This is a genomic window from Microbacterium sp. GCM10027623 (assembly GCF_042666935.1).
Classification (GTDB): domain Bacteria; phylum Actinomycetota; class Actinomycetes; order Actinomycetales; family Microbacteriaceae; genus Microbacterium.
Window position 1 is genome coordinate 348,112 of the sequence record NZ_JBHTHE010000003.1, and the last position, 15,986, is coordinate 364,097.

At 68.1% G+C, this 15,986-nt stretch carries 11 protein-coding genes; 1 reads left to right on the forward strand and 10 read right to left on the reverse strand.

Features of this window, described 5'->3' with window-relative positions; translation table 11 throughout:
* Positions 1 to 57 precede the first annotated feature (57 nt).
* The 4 genes from ACFQY2_RS14070 to ACFQY2_RS14085 all read right to left on the reverse strand — a co-directional run bounded on the left by ACFQY2_RS14070 (position 58) and on the right by ACFQY2_RS14085 (position 5,595).
* Positions 58 to 1,377 (reverse strand): hypothetical protein, encoded by a 1,320-nt coding sequence (locus ACFQY2_RS14070; protein WP_378746803.1) that lies wholly within the window; start codon positions 1,375 to 1,377, stop codon positions 58 to 60.
* Between the two features lie 179 nt (positions 1,378 to 1,556).
* Positions 1,557 to 4,280 (reverse strand): FtsX-like permease family protein, encoded by a 2,724-nt coding sequence (locus ACFQY2_RS14075; RefSeq protein WP_378746528.1) that lies wholly within the window; start codon positions 4,278 to 4,280, stop codon positions 1,557 to 1,559.
* Positions 4,277 to 4,999 carry an ABC transporter ATP-binding protein gene (locus ACFQY2_RS14080; RefSeq protein ID WP_378746529.1) on the reverse strand — a complete coding sequence of 241 codons (723 nt, stop codon included), beginning with the start codon at positions 4,997 to 4,999 and terminating at the stop codon, positions 4,277 to 4,279. Before ACFQY2_RS14080 ends, ACFQY2_RS14075 begins: the two co-directional genes overlap by 4 nt.
* Complete coding sequence (locus tag ACFQY2_RS14085; protein WP_378746530.1) at positions 4,996 to 5,595, reverse strand: PadR family transcriptional regulator; 600 nt, start codon at positions 5,593 to 5,595, stop codon at positions 4,996 to 4,998. Before ACFQY2_RS14085 ends, ACFQY2_RS14080 begins: the two co-directional genes overlap by 4 nt.
* Before the next feature lie 210 nt (positions 5,596 to 5,805).
* Between ACFQY2_RS14085 and secA the strand changes: the two genes are divergently transcribed.
* Positions 5,806 to 8,595 (forward strand): preprotein translocase subunit SecA, encoded by a 2,790-nt coding sequence (secA, locus tag ACFQY2_RS14090; protein ID WP_378746531.1) that lies wholly within the window; start codon positions 5,806 to 5,808, stop codon positions 8,593 to 8,595.
* 83 nt (positions 8,596 to 8,678) lie between these two features.
* Here secA and ACFQY2_RS14095 read toward each other — a convergent pair whose 3' ends face one another.
* The 6 genes from ACFQY2_RS14095 to ACFQY2_RS14120 form a co-directional block, all read right to left on the reverse strand.
* Entirely contained in the window at positions 8,679 to 9,167 is a 489-nt protein-coding gene (locus ACFQY2_RS14095; protein ID WP_378746532.1) for a nucleoside deaminase, read from the reverse strand.
* 31 nt (positions 9,168 to 9,198) lie between these two features.
* Positions 9,199 to 10,692: a cytosine permease gene (locus tag ACFQY2_RS14100; protein ID WP_378746533.1), complete on the reverse strand. Its 1,494-nt coding sequence runs from the start codon at positions 10,690 to 10,692 to the stop codon at positions 9,199 to 9,201.
* 97 nt (positions 10,693 to 10,789) lie between these two features.
* Positions 10,790 to 12,376, reverse strand: a complete 1,587-nt coding sequence (locus ACFQY2_RS14105; RefSeq protein WP_378746534.1) for a hypothetical protein — start codon at positions 12,374 to 12,376, stop codon at positions 10,790 to 10,792.
* The gene (locus tag ACFQY2_RS14110; protein WP_378746535.1) at positions 12,373 to 13,794 is read right to left on the reverse strand and encodes a DUF1116 domain-containing protein; all 1,422 of its coding nucleotides are present in this window, start codon (positions 13,792 to 13,794) and stop codon (positions 12,373 to 12,375) included. Before ACFQY2_RS14110 ends, ACFQY2_RS14105 begins: the two co-directional genes overlap by 4 nt.
* Positions 13,794 to 15,341: an acyl-CoA synthetase FdrA gene (fdrA, locus tag ACFQY2_RS14115; RefSeq protein ID WP_378746536.1), complete on the reverse strand. Its 1,548-nt coding sequence runs from the start codon at positions 15,339 to 15,341 to the stop codon at positions 13,794 to 13,796. The genes ACFQY2_RS14110 and fdrA overlap by 1 nt, the downstream gene beginning before the upstream one ends.
* A gap of 20 nt (positions 15,342 to 15,361) precedes the next feature.
* Entirely contained in the window at positions 15,362 to 15,970 is a 609-nt protein-coding gene (locus ACFQY2_RS14120) for an ankyrin repeat domain-containing protein (protein ID WP_378746537.1), read from the reverse strand.
* Positions 15,971 to 15,986: the final 16 nt, after the last annotated feature.

Below are 15,986 nucleotides of genomic sequence, written 5' to 3' on the forward strand. Positions count from 1 at the left end.
GGGACCCGCCGCTTCTGGGACACGCGCGGCCGGCAGGGCTGCTCGTACAGGCCGCGCTCAGTCGAAGATGCCGTCCAGGATGCTGCCGATGACCAGGCCGCCGAGCACACCGCCCATGAGGTCGCTGCCCCCGCTGCCGCGGCGTCCGCCGCCCCAGCCGCCATTGCCCCAGTTCTGATCCTGCGGTCGGGCCGAGTCGATGTCGCGCTGGGCGAGCTGCAGCGACTCCGCTGCCAGCTGAGCGACACGGCGGGCGGACGACAGCGCGAGCTCGCGGGTGTCCTCCGCCGGCAGCATCGCGGGAACGTCGATCCGCAGTCGCTCGGCCTCGGCGAGGCGGGTGCGCGCATCGGCGCCGATCCAGCCGCGATGGCCGGAGATCAGGCTGCGCGCGACGCCGAGCTGCCTGTCGGCGTCGTCGAGAGCGTGCTGCACCTGGTCGAGGGAGGGAAGCGGATGCTGCGCGCGGTACTGCGCCTTGTCGATCGCCGCGTCCAGCGCACTGTTGGCCGTGCGGAGCCGGGTGAGCTCCGCGAAGGGGTCGTTGCGGGTGCCGGAGGGCGCGAGCGCGTTCAGTGCGGCGTCCAGCTGCGCGGCTGCTTCGACGACCTCGCGAGTCTGCGGTGCGCTGCGCGCTGCGACGATGTCACCGCGTGAGTCCGCCACCACATCGGCGAGTGTCGACTCCGCCCGCAGCGCCTCGATCTCGAAGTCGTCGACCGTGTCGAGGATCGTCGCGGTGCGGCGGATGGCCTCGGTGGCGGTCTCGAGGGCGAGATTCGCCTCTTCGTTGCGGTGCGCCGCCCGGCGGCGCTCGGAGACATCGGCGCCGTGGAGCGCGAAGGCGATCAGCTGCTCGGCCTCCTCCGCGGAAGAGGCGATGCGGCGCATGGCGGTCTCCGCGTAGCGGGCGGCGAGTCTCTCGATGGTCGTTCTGGCCGGTGCGACGCGGGCGCTCAGGGCCTCGGCATCCCGGCGCACCTGAGCGATCATCTCGGGCGCGCGGCGGACCCGCGCGACATTCTCGGCGAGGACGGCGGTCTTCTCATCGAGCAGGTCCTCCGCCCAGTCGCACAGCTGGACGATGCGGGCGTTGCGGGTGCGGAGCTCCTCGACGGTGTCCGGGATCTCATCATGATTGAGCTGGTGCAGCTGGAACGCCTCGCGCAGGTGGGTGCGCACGGCTGTGAGTGCGGCCTTCAGATCGGCGGTCAGCGATTCGCCGAGCTCAGCCTGCGCGAACGCCAGCTCATCGGCGGTGGTGCGGATGCGCTCATCCGCGGACACGAGCGCCTGCTCCGCGCGCCGCGCCAGATCCGCGTCCTGCGCCGCGAGCGCTTCCTCGTCACGTTTGCGTCTGCCCCAGAATCCGGCCATGTCCTCGATCCTACGATCGTCGGCGATGCGCGTGCTGTGCATCGGATGCGCCTTGCGCGAACACGCCTTCGCGGTGACCCTGCGACGTCGCCCCTGCCTGTCGTCGTCGCCCCTGCTCAATCGCGTCAACCGGCGGGGCGAGGATGCTCAGCAGGGGCGGCGACCGGGAAGACCGGGGCTCACGCGATCGCTGTGCGGTGGGTGAGGTCGGGATGCGGGGGACGGATCAGCAGGGACACCAGCGCGATCACGCTGGGCAGGCCCACGGCGATGCCCAGCAGCCAGAGCACGGGCGCATCGCTCAGGCGGGATCCGGAGATCGCCTGGGTGAGAGCCCAGGCGCCCGCGAGGCCCAGCAGCACGCCGATCACGCACCCCACCCCGGCGATGATGATGGCCTGCCACGCCGCGACCCGACGCCTCAGCGCCGTCGTGGCGCCGACGGCGGCGAGAGTCGCATCATCCTCCCGCCGCTCGATGCGGGCCAGGCCCAGGCTGATCGTCGCGGCCGCGATGACGATGATGCTCAGGATGCCGAGCACCAGGGCCAGCCACGGCAGCGGCGAGTCCGGTCCGTTCTCCACGCGCACGTCGAACACCGCGCCGCCCGTGCTCGCGGTCTCGGCATCCGCCCGCAGCCGGTCCATCATGGCGTCCGAAGGCGGATCGTCGAACAGTGCGATCCAGCTGCTCACGTGCGACTCCACGCCGTACCGCTCTGCCGCGGCGGGGGAGAGGATCACCGGGTAGGCGGTGCTCGCGCCGACATGCACCTGTACAGGCAGAGTCTCGGTGCGCACCGGGTCCGGCAATTCCCCCGTGTAGACGTCCTTCGCCTCCCAGAAGGCCAGCTGTGCATTGTCATCGTCGTCGACGTACTCGGCGTACCCCTGCGGGGATTGGCGCTGCACGAACGCCGCGATCGTGCCGCCTTCCGCGAACGCCCGGCGCTCCGCATCGCTGAGAGCGAGACCGGTCAGAGCCTCGACGTCATCGGGTTCGACGATCGTCAGGGGCTGGCCCGGAATATTGATCCAGCCTCCCGTCTCCTCCGCCCACATCGAGGTGTAGGCGACTTCCCGGGCCTGCTCCGACGTGTCTTTGGTATCGACGACGGGTTCGACGGAGGTGGACACCGGGATGATCCGGTCCGGGTGGGCATAGGAGAGGAACGCCGGCGCCTGCGACTGCGATTCCTCCCCCCAGCTGGAGACGATGACGCCGCCCTTCGGTGCCGCCCAGGCCCAGTTGCGTGCCGACTGAGCCTGCGGGATGGCGATCGCGCACAGCACGAAGACCGCGACCGCGGTGCTGGCTGCGATGGAGACGAACGCGGGCACGGTCCGAGGCGAGTTGGCCACGGCATCCCTGGATGCGAGCCGGGCCGCCGAGCCGAACCGTGCCAGCATGCGGGCCAGGAGCGCGAGGATCCCCTGCCCGCTGAGCGTGACGCTCAGCAGCAACAGCAGCACCCCGATGATCGAGGCCCACAGCGCCGTCGTCTGCAGCCCTTGGTTCCACGCGTCCGTTGCGGCGAGAACGCCGAGGAGCACGCCCCCGGCCACGACCGTCCCACCGCCGATCAGACCGACCACGATTCCCACGACGGGGCGGCGCAGCGACATGCTGACCGGGCGCCTGGCACCGCGCAGGGCCGCGAGCGCATCGCCGCGGGTGGCGCCGTGCGCGGGGATGACGGATGCCGCGAGTCCCACGAGCACGGCGAAGGCGATCACCCCGGCGACCGACCACGGGACCTCCAGGCCCCATGACGACCAGAAGGTGTTCTTCACCCCGGGGTCCATCAGCGCGTTCAGTGCGGCCACCCCGCCGATGCCGATCGCGGCGCCGATGAGGCCGCCGGCCAGACCCAGCAGGGCTCCCTGCGTGAGCACCGTGCGGAACACGTCGCGTCGGCGCGCGCCGACCGTCGTCAGCACCGCCAGTGAGCGCTGCTGACGACGGGCGCTGACAGCCATCGCCGCCGCGGCCAGCAGACCGACGAGCAGGCCGCCGAACACCAGTCCGAGCGAGACCAGCATGATAGTCACCCATGCGGAGTCGGTCTGCCCCTGCATCATGGTCGCCTCGGTCTCGGCCCCGGCAGGCGGATCGAGTACGAGATCGCGGGCGTAGGCGACGTAGCCCGCGTGGTTCATGTCAGCGAGTTGGGTCAGGTCCGGCTGCCAGTCTGGCAGGAACCAGGTCGTGTCCGGGTGCGACGGCGGATCGGCCGCCAGCAGGGCGCTCGCCGGAAGGAAGAGCGGCATGCGGTAGGTGCCGCCGTCCATCGCGCGAAGGATCCCCACCACCCGCACGTTCACGCCGCGGTCGGGCAGCTCGATGTCGTCGCCTACCGCCGCGCCCAGGCGCTTCAGCAGTTCGGGGGAACTCATCGCCTCATCCGGGTCCTGCGGAGCACGACCGGAGATCAGCTCGAACCTCCCCGCCAGGCGTTCGTCCCAGGCGTTGCCGTAGATGACAGGGAACCCGGCTATCCCGGTCATCGTGGTCAGACGCTCGTAGCCCTCGGTGAGCGGGATCGTTTCGGTGCCCGCCGGCAGCTGCGCATCCCTCAGGTCGAGCGGGGGTGACAGCTCGGGGTTCGCCGCCGATCCGTCGTCCGCGCGTTCGATCCACGTCATGAACGGGGCATCGACCGCCTGCACTCTCGACGGATCCGCTCCGCCCTCGATCCTGATCCAGGACTGTGTCTCACCGAGTTCGAAGTGCACCGTCTGGGCCGTGCTCGGGGTGCGGCTCTCGATGGAGGTCAGAACGCCGGCGGCTCCCGCCACGGGAGCGGCGATCAGTGCTGCCACGAGCACCGACGATCCCTTCGTGCGCAGCAGCTGCCGCCAGGCCAGCTTCAGCGTCACGCCGGGCCGGGCATGCCTGCTCATCGTCGGGCCGCCAGCATCGCATCCGCGGAATCGCGTCGCGATTCGTCCACGATGCGCCCGTCGCGCAGGTAGACGATCCGGTCCGCCCAGGCGGCGTGGCGCGGGTCGTGCGTGACCAGGATGCCCGCCGCTCCGGCATCCACCCGTCCCCGGATCGTCTTCATGACCTGCTCGCCGGTGACCGAGTCCAGCGCGCCGGTGGGTTCGTCGGCCAGGATCAGCCGGCGCCCGCCGATTATCGCCCGTGCGATGGCCACTCGCTGCTGCTGACCACCGGACAGGTCGTCCGGGTAGGCGTCGCCGCGATCCGCGAGACCGACCAGCCCCAGCGCATCCCGGCCCGCGCGGCGCACCGTGCGCCGGCTCACGCCGTCCAGTTCCATCGGAAGCGTGACGTTCTCCATCGCCGTGAGCGTGGGGATGAGGTTGTAGTCCTGGAAGACGAAGCCGACGGCCCGGCGTCGCAGCGCCGCAAGCTGGTCGGGCTTCGCGGTACTGAGGTGCTCGCCGTCGATGACGACCTCGCCCGCGGTCGGGGTCTGCAGCCCGCCCGCGATCGACAGCAGCGTCGACTTGCCCGACCCCGAGGCGCCCATCACGGCCACGAGCTCGCCGGTGAGGACCTCCAGATCGATGCCGCTCAGCGCGAACACCGCGAGCTCACCGGCACCGTACTGCTGCGAGACGCCCACCAGTCGCAGCACGACCTCGCCGCTCATGCCTGAGCCTGCGCCTTAGCCGGGCGGCCGCGCTTGGGTCGCTCCGTGGACAGTTCGAGCTCCAGCGCTCGCCGCGGATGCAGGCTCAGCCGCTGCTCGGTGTGATCGAGCCAGCGCACCTCGGCTTCGGCGGCGAAGATCATGGAGTCGACCACCAGGCTCCACGCCAGCTCCTCCGGCCCGTCGGGGTCGGCGCCGGCGTACTTTGCGCGGTTCAGTTCCTGCAGCTGAGCCAGCGAAGCACGGCGCTGGCTCTGGATGACGGCGGTGACATCGACTCCTGGCAGCGTCGCGGCCACAGCCAGCTTGATCGCCAGCTCGTCTCGCGTGCCGGCGCTGCGCTGCACGGGGGAGTCCAGCCAATGGCGAACCTCTGCGCTCCCGGCATCCGTGATCCCGTAGTACACGTGCCCCTGCTCGTTGACCTCGCCCTTCTCGACCAGGCCGTCGCGCTCCAGGCGTTCGAGGGTGTTGTAGATCTGGCCGACGTTCAGTGGCCAGGTGGAGCCGGTGCGGCGGTCGAACTCGGCGCGCAGCTGGTACCCGTAGCAGGGGCCCTGGGCGAGAATGGCGAGCAGACTCTGGCGGACGGACATGTGATCTCCTGTCGGATTTCCCGGTATTGCGTTTCCGAGTATATGCATGTCGGGAAAGCCTCGATGGGAGCCCCTCCTCCGCGGGCCCGTTCGCGGTCAGCGTCACGAGGGTGCTCGCGCGCACAGCGCACGCATGTCACGGGCCGGTAACATGGCACGGTATGTTCGACGGCCACCCCCGTCGGAACCCGTGATCCAAGGGAGAAATCCGTGGCCAATCCTCTCGAGAAGCTGCTGCGTGCCGGTGAAGGACGCATCCTTCGTCGGCTGAAGCAGGTCGTCAAGGCGGTCAACGCGCTGGAGGACGACTTCGAGAAGCTCACCGACGAGGAGCTGCGCGGCGAGACCGCCGAGCTGCGTGCACGCTACGAGAAGGGCGAGACGCTCGACCAGCTGATGCCGGAGGCCTTCGCCGCCGTCCGCGAGGCGGCGCGGCGCACTCTGGGCATGCGCGCGTACGACGTGCAGATCATGGGCGGCGCGGCCCTGCACAACGGCAACATCGCAGAGATGAAGACCGGTGAGGGCAAGACCCTCGTCGCCGCCTTCCCGTCGTACCTGAACGCGATCGCCGGCAAGGGCGTGCACATCATCACGGTCAACGACTTCCTCGCGTCGTACCAGTCCGAGCTGATGGGACGCGTGCATCGTGCACTGGGCATGACGACGGGCACGATCGTCTCGGGCCAGAACCCCGAGGTACGTCGCGCGCAGTACGCCGCCGACATCACCTACGGTACGAACAACGAGTTCGGATTCGACTACCTGCGCGACAACATGGCGTGGCGCAAGGAGGATCTCGTCCAGCGCGAGCACTTCTACGCGATCGTCGACGAGGTGGACTCCATCCTCATCGACGAGGCGCGCACGCCGCTGATCATCTCCGGTCCGTCCTCGGGCGAGGCCAACCGCTGGTTCACCGAGTTCGCCAAGATCGCGCGCAGCCTCGAAGCCGGCGTCGACTACGAGGTCGACGAGAAGAAGCGCACCGTCGGCGTCCTGGAGCCCGGTATCGAGAAGGTCGAGGACCACCTCGGCATCGACAACCTCTACGAGTCGGCCAACACGCCGCTCATCTCGTTCCTGAACAATTCGATCAAGGCGATCTCGCTGTTCAAGAAGGACACCGACTATGTCGTGATGAACGACGAGGTCATGATCGTCGACGAGCACACCGGCCGCATCCTGGTCGGTCGTCGCTACAACGAGGGCATCCACCAGGCCATCGAGGCCAAGGAGGGCGTGCCGGTCAAGGCCGAGAACCAGACCCTCGCGACGGTGACGCTGCAGAACTACTTCCGGCTGTACGACAAGCTCGCCGGCATGACCGGCACCGCCGAGACCGAGGCCGCTGAGTTCATGTCGACCTATGAGCTGGGTGTCGTGCCGATCCCGACGAACAAGCCGATGATCCGCAAGGACCAGCCGGACCTGGTCTACAAGAACGAGCAGGCCAAGTTCGCCCAGGTCGTCGAGGACATCGCCGAGCGCCACGCGACCGGCCAGCCCGTGCTCGTCGGCACCGTCAGCGTCGAGAAGAGCGAGTACCTCTCCCGCCTGCTGGCGAAGAAGGGCATCAAGCACGAGGTCCTCAACGCCAAGAATCACGCACGCGAGGCCGAGATCGTCGCGCTCGCCGGAAAGCTCGGCGCGGTCACCGTGGCCACGAACATGGCCGGGCGCGGTACCGACATCATGCTCGGCGGTAACGCCGAGTTCCTCGCCGTCCAGGAGCTCAAGGCCCAGGGCCTGGACCCCGAGGAGACCCCGGACGAGTACGAGGCGGCGTGGGACGAGACCTACGAGGCCATGCAGAAGAAGGTGGCCGAGGACAGCGTCAAGGTCACCGAAGCCGGCGGCCTGTACGTGCTCGGCACCGAGCGCCACGAATCGCGGCGCATCGACAATCAGCTGCGCGGACGATCGGGTCGCCAGGGAGACCCCGGTGAGAGCCGCTTCTACCTGAGCCTCACCGACGACCTCATGCGTCTGTTCCAGTCGGGTGCGGCCGAGGCGATCCTGGCGCGCACGAACTTCCCCGACGACGTGCCGATCGAGTCCGGCCTGGTCAGCCGCGCCATCCGCAGCGCTCAGTCGCAGGTGGAGGCGCGCAACGCCGAGATGCGCAAGAACGTGCTGAAGTACGACGACGTCCTCAACCGTCAGCGTGAGGCGATCTACGCCGACCGCCGCCAGATCCTGCACGGCGATGACATCGCCGACCGTGTGCGCCACTTCATCGAGGACGCGATCGGAGGCGTGGTCGATGACCACACCTCGGAGGGGCACACCGAGAGCTGGGACTTCGATGCGCTCTGGACCGAGCTGAAGACCCTGTATCCGGTCGGGGTGACGATCGATGAGGTCGTCGCGGAGGCAGGCGATCGTCGCGGCGGCATCAGCGCCGAGGCGCTCAAGCGCGAGCTGCTCTCCGATGCCCTGATCGCGTACGAGAAGCGCGAGGAGTCGCTCGGCGAGGCCGCCACGCGCGAGCTCGAGCGACGCGTCGTGCTGCAGGTGCTGGATCGTCGCTGGCGCGACCACCTCTACGAGATGGACTACCTGAAGGACGGCATCGGCCTGCGGGCGATGGCGCAGCGCGACCCGCTGATCGAGTACCAGCGCGAGGGCTACGGCATGTTCCAGTCCATGATGGGGCAGATCAAGGAGGAGTCCGTCGGCTACCTCTACAACCTCGAGGTGGAAGTGCGCCGCGCGGGCACGGATCAGGCCGAGGTCGAGGCCAAGGGACTCGCCGATGGCCAGCCCGAGCAGAAGCTCGAGTACTCGGCGCCCAATGACTCCGGTGAGATCGAGGTGCGCAACGAGCGCGGTCAGGTGCAGCAGGCGGCGACCGCTCGACTGCGCAAGGCGGCCCAGGGCGCGCAGGCTCCTGCTGAGCCGGCGGCGCGCGGTGCGTTCGGACAGCGCACGGATGCCGAGGAGCCGCCTGCGGGCAACCGCGAGCAGCGTCGCGCTCAGAACCGCAAGAAGAAGTAGTACTCGAACGACGCAGAAGGCCGGCCCCGAGGGACCGGCCTTCTGCGTTCTCGGACCCGGAGGGGTTCCGATCCTGCCGGGGGTCAGGCGTTCAGCGTGCGGTACTCGGTCCAGATGGCCGCGCAGTCCTCCCGACCCTGGTCGAGGTGGACCAGGTCGAAGGTGGTGGTGTCGCTGCCGTCGAGGAACCGGCGCAGGTGCATGTCGCTGTACCCGTTCTCTGCAGCATCTTCACGCGTCGACGCGTAGTAGCAGGTCCGGATGCCCGCCCACATCATCACGCCGACGCACATCGGGCACGGCTCGCATGTCGCATACATGGTGTACTCCGACAGATCGAGCGTGTTCAGCATCCGGCACGCCTCTCGCACGGCGACCATCTCAGCGTGGCCGGAGATGTCCGTATCCCGCAGCACGGTGTTTCCGACGGCGACGACAATGTCGCCGTCGCCGTCGACGAGGGTGGCGCCGAACGGCCCGCCGGTGCCGGCGCGCATTCCCGCGAGGGTCGCCTGGACCGCGGGGGCGAAGAACGAGTCCAGGACATCGGGGGAGGGAAGGGTGCGACTCATGGTTGTCTCCTGTTCAGTGCATGGGGAGCCGTCAGACGCGACGGCGTGTGGTGAGAATGGTGAGGGTGTAACCGACGAAGCCGATGATCAGCCCGGAGAAGAACGCCAGATTGTTGACCTGGGCCAGGAGATCGACGGAGCTGATGCCGGGAACGCGTCCTGCCATCGTGATGAGGAAGCTCAGCAGCAGCACGCCCAGAGCACGCCAGTTGTACGCCGGGAGCGACCCGTTCTCGCCCCCGCGGTAGTCGGCGTAGATGCCCGCGAGATCCAGTGTGCGTCCGCGTTCGACGAAGTACGAGGCCAGCATGATGCCGACGATCGGCCCGAACATCGATCCGATGAACGAGTAGAACAGGAACAGCGCATCCGTGTTCTCCACGAACTGCCACGGCAGGATCAGCGTGCCGACGGCGGCCGCCAGGATCGCACCGCGCCTGACGGTGAACAGCTTCGGCAGCTGAGCGGTGAGCTGGAGTCCGGCGGGAAGCATGTTCCCGAACACTACGAATGCCACGGCGCCCACGTTCATCGCGATGACCAGCAGCACGACGACGAACGGGTTGCCGATCGAGTTGATCGCCTCGACGAAGACGCCGGGACGATTGATGTCGAAGTCGCCGCCGGTGGCGATCTGCAGGGAGGCGACGAACGAGACGGTGACGAGCGCGAACAACAGATAGGAGCCGATCACGCCGACGGGGAAGCCGATTGCGGGATCCTTCATCCGCTTCGCGTTGCGCGTGTAATCGCCGGTGTTGACGATGGGGCCGGCCCAGTTGGACACGAGCATCGACACGCAGGTGATGAACACCAGCGGGGTGACGGCCGAGTCGACCACGCGCATGGCCATGACCTCCCCGAACCCGCCGGCGTTGACCACCGCCAGGACGACGGCGATCACCACCAGGATGAACACCGCGGGGTTGGCCCAGGTGCTGAACCTGCCGAGGAAGGCCTGCCCGCCCAGGAACAGCCCGACCGTGAGGACCCAGGTCACCAGGTAGGAGATGGCGGTGGGGATCGGCAGCCCGAGGATGTCGGCACCGCCCCCGATATCCATGAATCCGGGGAAGACGGTCTCGAAGACGACGTCGAAGGCCTGCGCGGAGGAGACGCTCGTGATGCCGAAGAACACGAAGCCGGCGATGATGCCGCGGATCCAGGTGGGCACCAGCGCGCCCTTATGGCCGAAGGCCTCCCTCAGCTGCATGGCGAACGGCACGCCGTACTTCGCGGCAGCCTGGCCGTTCAGGATGTAGCCGAGCGAGACGATCACCGCGGCGGTCATGATGGCGCCGACCACCTGCCAGGCGTTCAGGCCCAGGGCGAAGAAGGTCATGACGGTGAAGTAGGACAGGATGTTGTGGATCGGTCCCATCCAGACGGTGATGAACTGCGGGATCTTCCAGCTGCGATCCCCCGGGCGGATCGGCAGGACGTCGTCGGCATAACCGCGGGTTCGGTACGCGTCGATCGCGGCTTGGCCCGGATCGATCAGATCCCGGACGGGGGTCTCAGACATGGCATCCGCTTTCTCTCAGCACCGAGAGGGTGGGGGTGTCGTGCCCGGGAGCGGTGCTCCTCCCGGGCACGACAGGTGTTGGCGTCGTCGCCGTCGCTCAGCGCAGCGCCGACATGGTGAGCTCCTCATGAGCGGCGAACGTGACCTGCTCCTTGGTCACACGATCCTGCACCCACTTCGCCAGGAAGAGCGCGGCGACCATCAGGTAGGCGACCAGGAACATGGTCGGCGTCTCGCCGCCGACCGTCGGCACCGGTGCATGGATGATGCCGAAGAAGGCGAGGATCGCCGCGAGGACACTGACGATCACGCCGTTGAGGGGCTTGTTGCGGATCGCGAAGATCGCGATCATGCCCCACAGCAGCGACGACAGCGGGGCGCCGTTCCCGAGGTTCGTGATGCCCGAGTAGTACGTGCCGGCCGCGTTGAGCACATCCGCGCCCACCTCACCCGCGTTGGTGCCCACGGACTTGAGGACGTTGTTCACGAGGCTGTTCGCCCAGTTGGCGATCCACGGGAACAATGCGACGAAGATCACCGGGATCTCGACCTTCGGCGTCTCGCGCACCACCTGGTTGGCGGTGACGATGCCGATGTAGATGAGGATGGGCGCGATGGCAGCCATCGGCACGATGGACAGCAGCAGCGCGCTCAACCCGAACAGGCCGACGGCGAACATGGTGATTCCGTTGGCGAGGGTGTAGCCCACGCCGGCGCCCATCTCCTTGTAGGCGGTGTGCCCGATGTACACGGTGACGGGGTACGGGTTGCCCATCAGCGCGCCGATCATCGTCGCTCCGCCGTTGACCAGCATCACGGGACGAGCCCGGTAGTGGTCGCCCGCGGCCTCGGCGGCCTCGATGTTCTCCAGGTCGAACACGTAGTTCGCCAGTGCCAGCGGGATCGCGGACGCCAGGTACGGGCCCGCGTGCGCGATCGCCTCGACGAAGCTGCCGATAGCGACCTGCGGCGGGTGGAACCCGGCGTTGGCCAGCGCGGCCTGCACCGCCTCGGGGCTCTGCAGTCCGAACGCCCACGCCGCGGCCGTGCCCACGACCAGCAGCAGCAGACCGGTGGGAACCTTCCCCAGGAACGGCGAACGACCGAACCAGTTGATGAACACGATCACGAGGACGATGAACGCGACGACCGGGAACTGGAACGCCTGCAGCATCGGGTTCATCGCCAGCAGCAGCAGGCCGAGACCCGCCAGGCACGCCAGCAGCACGGAGCGCGGCACGGCCCGGCGCAGCAGGTCGCCGAAGAACGACCCGACGAACAGGATCAGTCCCTCGAGGAAGCCCCAGACCAGGCCGATGCCGACGGCCAGCTCGGCGTTCTGCGTGCTGGAGTACACCGGCAGGATGACCAGGAACGTGACGGTGAAGATCGACGGGGCGCTCGGGCCGGACGGAAGCGCCACGACATCGCCGCGCCCTTCCTTGGCGGCCAGTCGCCTCGCGAACCACACGTACATCGACGAGGTGATCAGGATCGCCAGACCGAAAGCGGGCGCGATCCGCCCCACGACGATCTCGGCCGGAAGACCGGCCATCGTCAGCAGGGCCGTGAAGGTGATCAGGTTGGTGAGGTTGTTGGTGAACAGCGCGAAGAACGCCGCGATGTCACCGCGTTTCCACCAGTGCAGTTGAGCGGAGCTCGGAGGGGCGACGGCGGTCATCATGCGATCCGATCTGCGAGGGCGCGAAGCGCCTGTTGGAATGCCTCGACGGGCGGGTGGGTGATACCGGCACCGATCATGCCGATGCCGGGGTCCTTGTGGGCGATGGCGGTGTTGATCACCGGCAGGATGCCCGTCTCCATCACCTTGCGCACGTCGATGCCGCTGGGCACTCCCATGAAGTCGAGCGCCGGGATCGTGATGTTCGGGTTGTTGCCCGTGGTGATGTCGTTCATGGTGCGGGAGTAGTTCATCGCCTCATCGACGGTACCGCCCACGAGCGCCACGATCGCGGGCGCCGCGGCCATGGCGAAGCCGCCGATGCCGAACGTCTCGGTGATGGCCGAGTCGCCCATGTCCAGACCCGAATCGGCCTCGGTGTAGCCCGCGAACATGGGTCCGATGACCTGCTGGGCGGGCCCGGTGAACCACTGCTCACCGGTGCCGGAGACGCGGATGCCGAAGTCGACGCCGTTGCGCGCCATGGTGGTCACGATCGTGGAGTTCTCGACGCCGTTGGCCGCATCCATCGCCGCCTTCGCCGCGACCATCCAGGTCGGCCCGGAGAAGTAATCGGACGAGGCGACGAAGTCGAACACCTCGCGCTTCTCCTTCGTGGTGAAGTCGGTCTCCAGGATGTAGGGCGCGAGAGCCTGGATGAGCAGCGTGGTGCCGGCGACGTTCCGGTTGTGCGCCTCATCGCCCATGTGCAGCGCCTGCGACAGCATCAGTCGCAGGTCCAGCCCATCGGTGTTCAGTGCCATGGCTGCGGAGAGCACCGGGCCGAACACGTCGCGCATCCAGTTCAGGCGGTCGATGACCGACTGGTCGTTGGCTCCGAAGCGCAGGATCTTGGACAGCTGCTCGGAGAGGTTCGTGTAGGCGGTGTTGCCATGGGTGCGGTTGGTGACCTGGTGCATCCACATGCTGGCGCTGGTGACACCTGCCATCGACCCGACCGCCTGATGCTCGTGACACGGCGAGAAGACGATCTCGCCCGAGGCGGCGAGCTCGAAGGCCTCGTCCACGTCGGCGGCCAGACCCTCGAAGACCAGCGCGCCGGTGACGGCACCCTTCATCGGGCCGGACATGCGGGTGAACTCGATCGGGGGTCCTGCGTGCAGGATCGTCTTGGCGGTCATCCCGGGGACGACGTCGATCGCCTGACCGAACCCCTCGAGGAACGGCTGGGCGGTGAGGATGCGCTCGAGTGCGACCTCGTTGGCGGCATCGATCTTCTCGGCCACTGCGGCGTCCTCGAGGCGCGCCAGTGCGGCGATGACCTCCGGGTCGCCGCCGCCCGGCGGGGTCCAATCCATCAGCACGGGATCCACGCCCTGCGACTTCAGGTCGTCGGCGAACATGTCGAGGCCGAGGTTCACCGGCCTCAGGGGAGTCTGGAACAGGTCGTTGACGCTCATCAGTTGTCACCCTTCGCGACGAATTCGCGGGCCAGCAGCCCGAGGTTGGTGGAGGAGGAGGATATGGTCACGCCGGCTGCCTCGAGCTGGGCCACCTGCTCGGCGATCGCCGGGGTGTCCTGGTCCGTCCCGAGCACGTAGCCGAGGATCTCGAGGTGCTGACCGCGCGCCTCGGCCTTCGCCTGCGCCTCCCGGATCGCCGGGATCGTCACTCCGACGGGGTCCGCGTGCGCGCCGAAGCCCAGCACGAAGTCCAGCGCGATCACCCCGACCTCAGGATCGTCGGCCTCCTGCACGATGCGCTGGAGTCGCAGGGACGGGTCGATCATGGGGTGCGGGCGTCCGTTGGTGAAGTCGTCGTCGCCCATGTCGAGGAAGGTGTGCTCGCGCGAGTCGTCGCCGGGCCCGAGAACCCTGGCCGGATCCTTCTGGATGTTCGAGTACACGTTCTCGTACTTGTCCAGTGCGGCGAACATCGCCTCGTCGCACAGGGTGCCACCGCAGAACAGTCCGCGGATGTACTTCTGCTCCGGTGCGAGCTTGGCGCGGACCTCGTGGACGAGGGGGATGTTCAGCGCGCGCTTGTTCAGCGTCGATTCGTCGATGCCCGAGGCGACGACGGCCGCGATGGCGAGGGGCTTGGTGCCCTGCACCATCGTGACGTTCTCGTATCCGGAATCGGTGCGGTCCGAGCCCAGGAAGGTGACGAAGACGGGCTTGGAGGCGGAGCCGGCGGCAGCCAGCACCTTCTCGGCGACCTCGTCGGCCGGGGGCTTGGAGATGATCGCGATGACGGATGTCTCGGGGTCCGCGTCGAGGGCACGGATGCCGTCGATCATGGAGATGCCGCCGATCTCGGCGGACAGGTCGCGTCCACCGGTGCCGATCAGCTGCGACACGCCGCCACCGAAGTCGTGGACGCGCACGGCGAGCTCCTGGCTGCCGGTGCCCGATGCTCCGACGATGCCGATGCTCCCGCGGCGCACGGCGTTCGCGAAGGCGAGCCCGACGCCGTTGATGATGGCCGTCCCGCAGTCGGGACCCATCACGAGCAGGCCCTTCTCGTGCGCGAGCGTCTTCAGTGCGAGCTCGTCCTCGACCGACACGTTGTCGGAGAAGATCATCACGTGCTTGCCGGCGTTCAGCGCCTTGCGGGCCTCCCGGGCGGCGAACGCTCCGTTGACGGAGATGAGCACGAGGTTGCTGTCCACGACCTGGTCGAATGCGGCGTCGAGCGTCCGGTAGCGCACCTCGGCGGCGCCGCCGCCGCTCGTGGTCTTGCGTGCGAGGATGTCGTCGACGGCCTGGATCGCCGCGTCGATGGTGTCCTCGGAGGCGTCGATGACGATCATGAGATCGCTGGGCTTGGCCGCATCGACGGCGGGGTCGGAGACGCCCACGTTGCGAAGCACCTCCTTGTTCATCGGTGTGGCCATGCCCAGCAGGGCCTGGGTGACGCCGTCCACGGCGTTCGCCTTCGTGCTCATGGACATGAGCGAGACCGAGTCGACGTAGGTGTTCTTCCTGATTTCGATGTGTCTGGTCATCGTGATCCTTTCGGGAGGTCTCAGGCCTGGTGGCGCTCGAGGATGGCGACGATCTCGTCGAAGCCGCGCGTGCGCGCGAGTTCGACGGGAGGCACGCCCCACTCGTCGGTCATCCCCGGCTTGGCGCCGTGCGCGAGCAGGAGTTCGACGGTCTGCTGGCGCACCGGTCCGCCGTCACCGAGGATGATCGTCTCGATGAGGGCCGTCCAGCCGAGGTTGTTGGTGTGGTTGACGTTGATGCGGGTGTTCTCGAGCAGGTAGCGCACGACGTCGATGTGACCCTTCTCCGCTGCCGGCGTGAGGCCGTTGCCGCCCATGCGGGTCAGGCGCTTGAGGTCGGTGCCCGCCTCGACCATCATCTGCACGATCTCGAGGTCGTCGAAGATGCAGCCGTGGATGAACGGGTTGAAGCACGTCTGATCCTGGGCGTCGATGTCCACGCCTTCGGCGATCAGTGCGCGCATGACGTCGAGGTGGCGGCCGCGTGCTGCGAGCAGGATCGCGGTGGCCTCCTCGTGGTCGACGGCGTTCTTGTCCGCGCCGTCGGCCAGGGCGGCGCGGACGCCGTCGAGGTCACCGGCCGCGGCGCTGCCGAGGTAGCGCTCGTCGGGTGTGGGGGCCGTGCTCATCAGGGTTCTCCTTCTG

What these genes read in the sequence shown, in the direction of transcription:
- fdrA (WP_378746536.1), bottom strand. Translation starts at nt 15,341, where the DNA reads ATGACCAGACACATCGAAATCAGGAAGAACACCTACGTCGACTCGGTC.
- ACFQY2_RS14120 (WP_378746537.1), bottom strand. Translation starts at nt 15,970, where the DNA reads ATGAGCACGGCCCCCACACCCGACGAGCGCTACCTCGGCAGCGCCGCG.
- ACFQY2_RS14110 (WP_378746535.1), bottom strand. Translation starts at nt 13,794, where the DNA reads ATGAGCGTCAACGACCTGTTCCAGACTCCCCTGAGGCCGGTGAACCTC.
- ACFQY2_RS14070 (WP_378746803.1), bottom strand. Translation starts at nt 1,377, where the DNA reads ATGGCCGGATTCTGGGGCAGACGCAAACGTGACGAGGAAGCGCTCGCG.
- ACFQY2_RS14075 (WP_378746528.1), bottom strand. Translation starts at nt 4,280, where the DNA reads ATGAGCAGGCATGCCCGGCCCGGCGTGACGCTGAAGCTGGCCTGGCGG.
- ACFQY2_RS14100 (WP_378746533.1), bottom strand. Translation starts at nt 10,692, where the DNA reads ATGTCTGAGACCCCCGTCCGGGATCTGATCGATCCGGGCCAAGCCGCG.
- ACFQY2_RS14095 (WP_378746532.1), bottom strand. Translation starts at nt 9,167, where the DNA reads ATGAGTCGCACCCTTCCCTCCCCCGATGTCCTGGACTCGTTCTTCGCC.
- ACFQY2_RS14085 (WP_378746530.1), bottom strand. Translation starts at nt 5,595, where the DNA reads ATGTCCGTCCGCCAGAGTCTGCTCGCCATTCTCGCCCAGGGCCCCTGC.
- ACFQY2_RS14105 (WP_378746534.1), bottom strand. Translation starts at nt 12,376, where the DNA reads ATGATGACCGCCGTCGCCCCTCCGAGCTCCGCTCAACTGCACTGGTGG.
- ACFQY2_RS14080 (WP_378746529.1), bottom strand. Translation starts at nt 4,999, where the DNA reads ATGAGCGGCGAGGTCGTGCTGCGACTGGTGGGCGTCTCGCAGCAGTAC.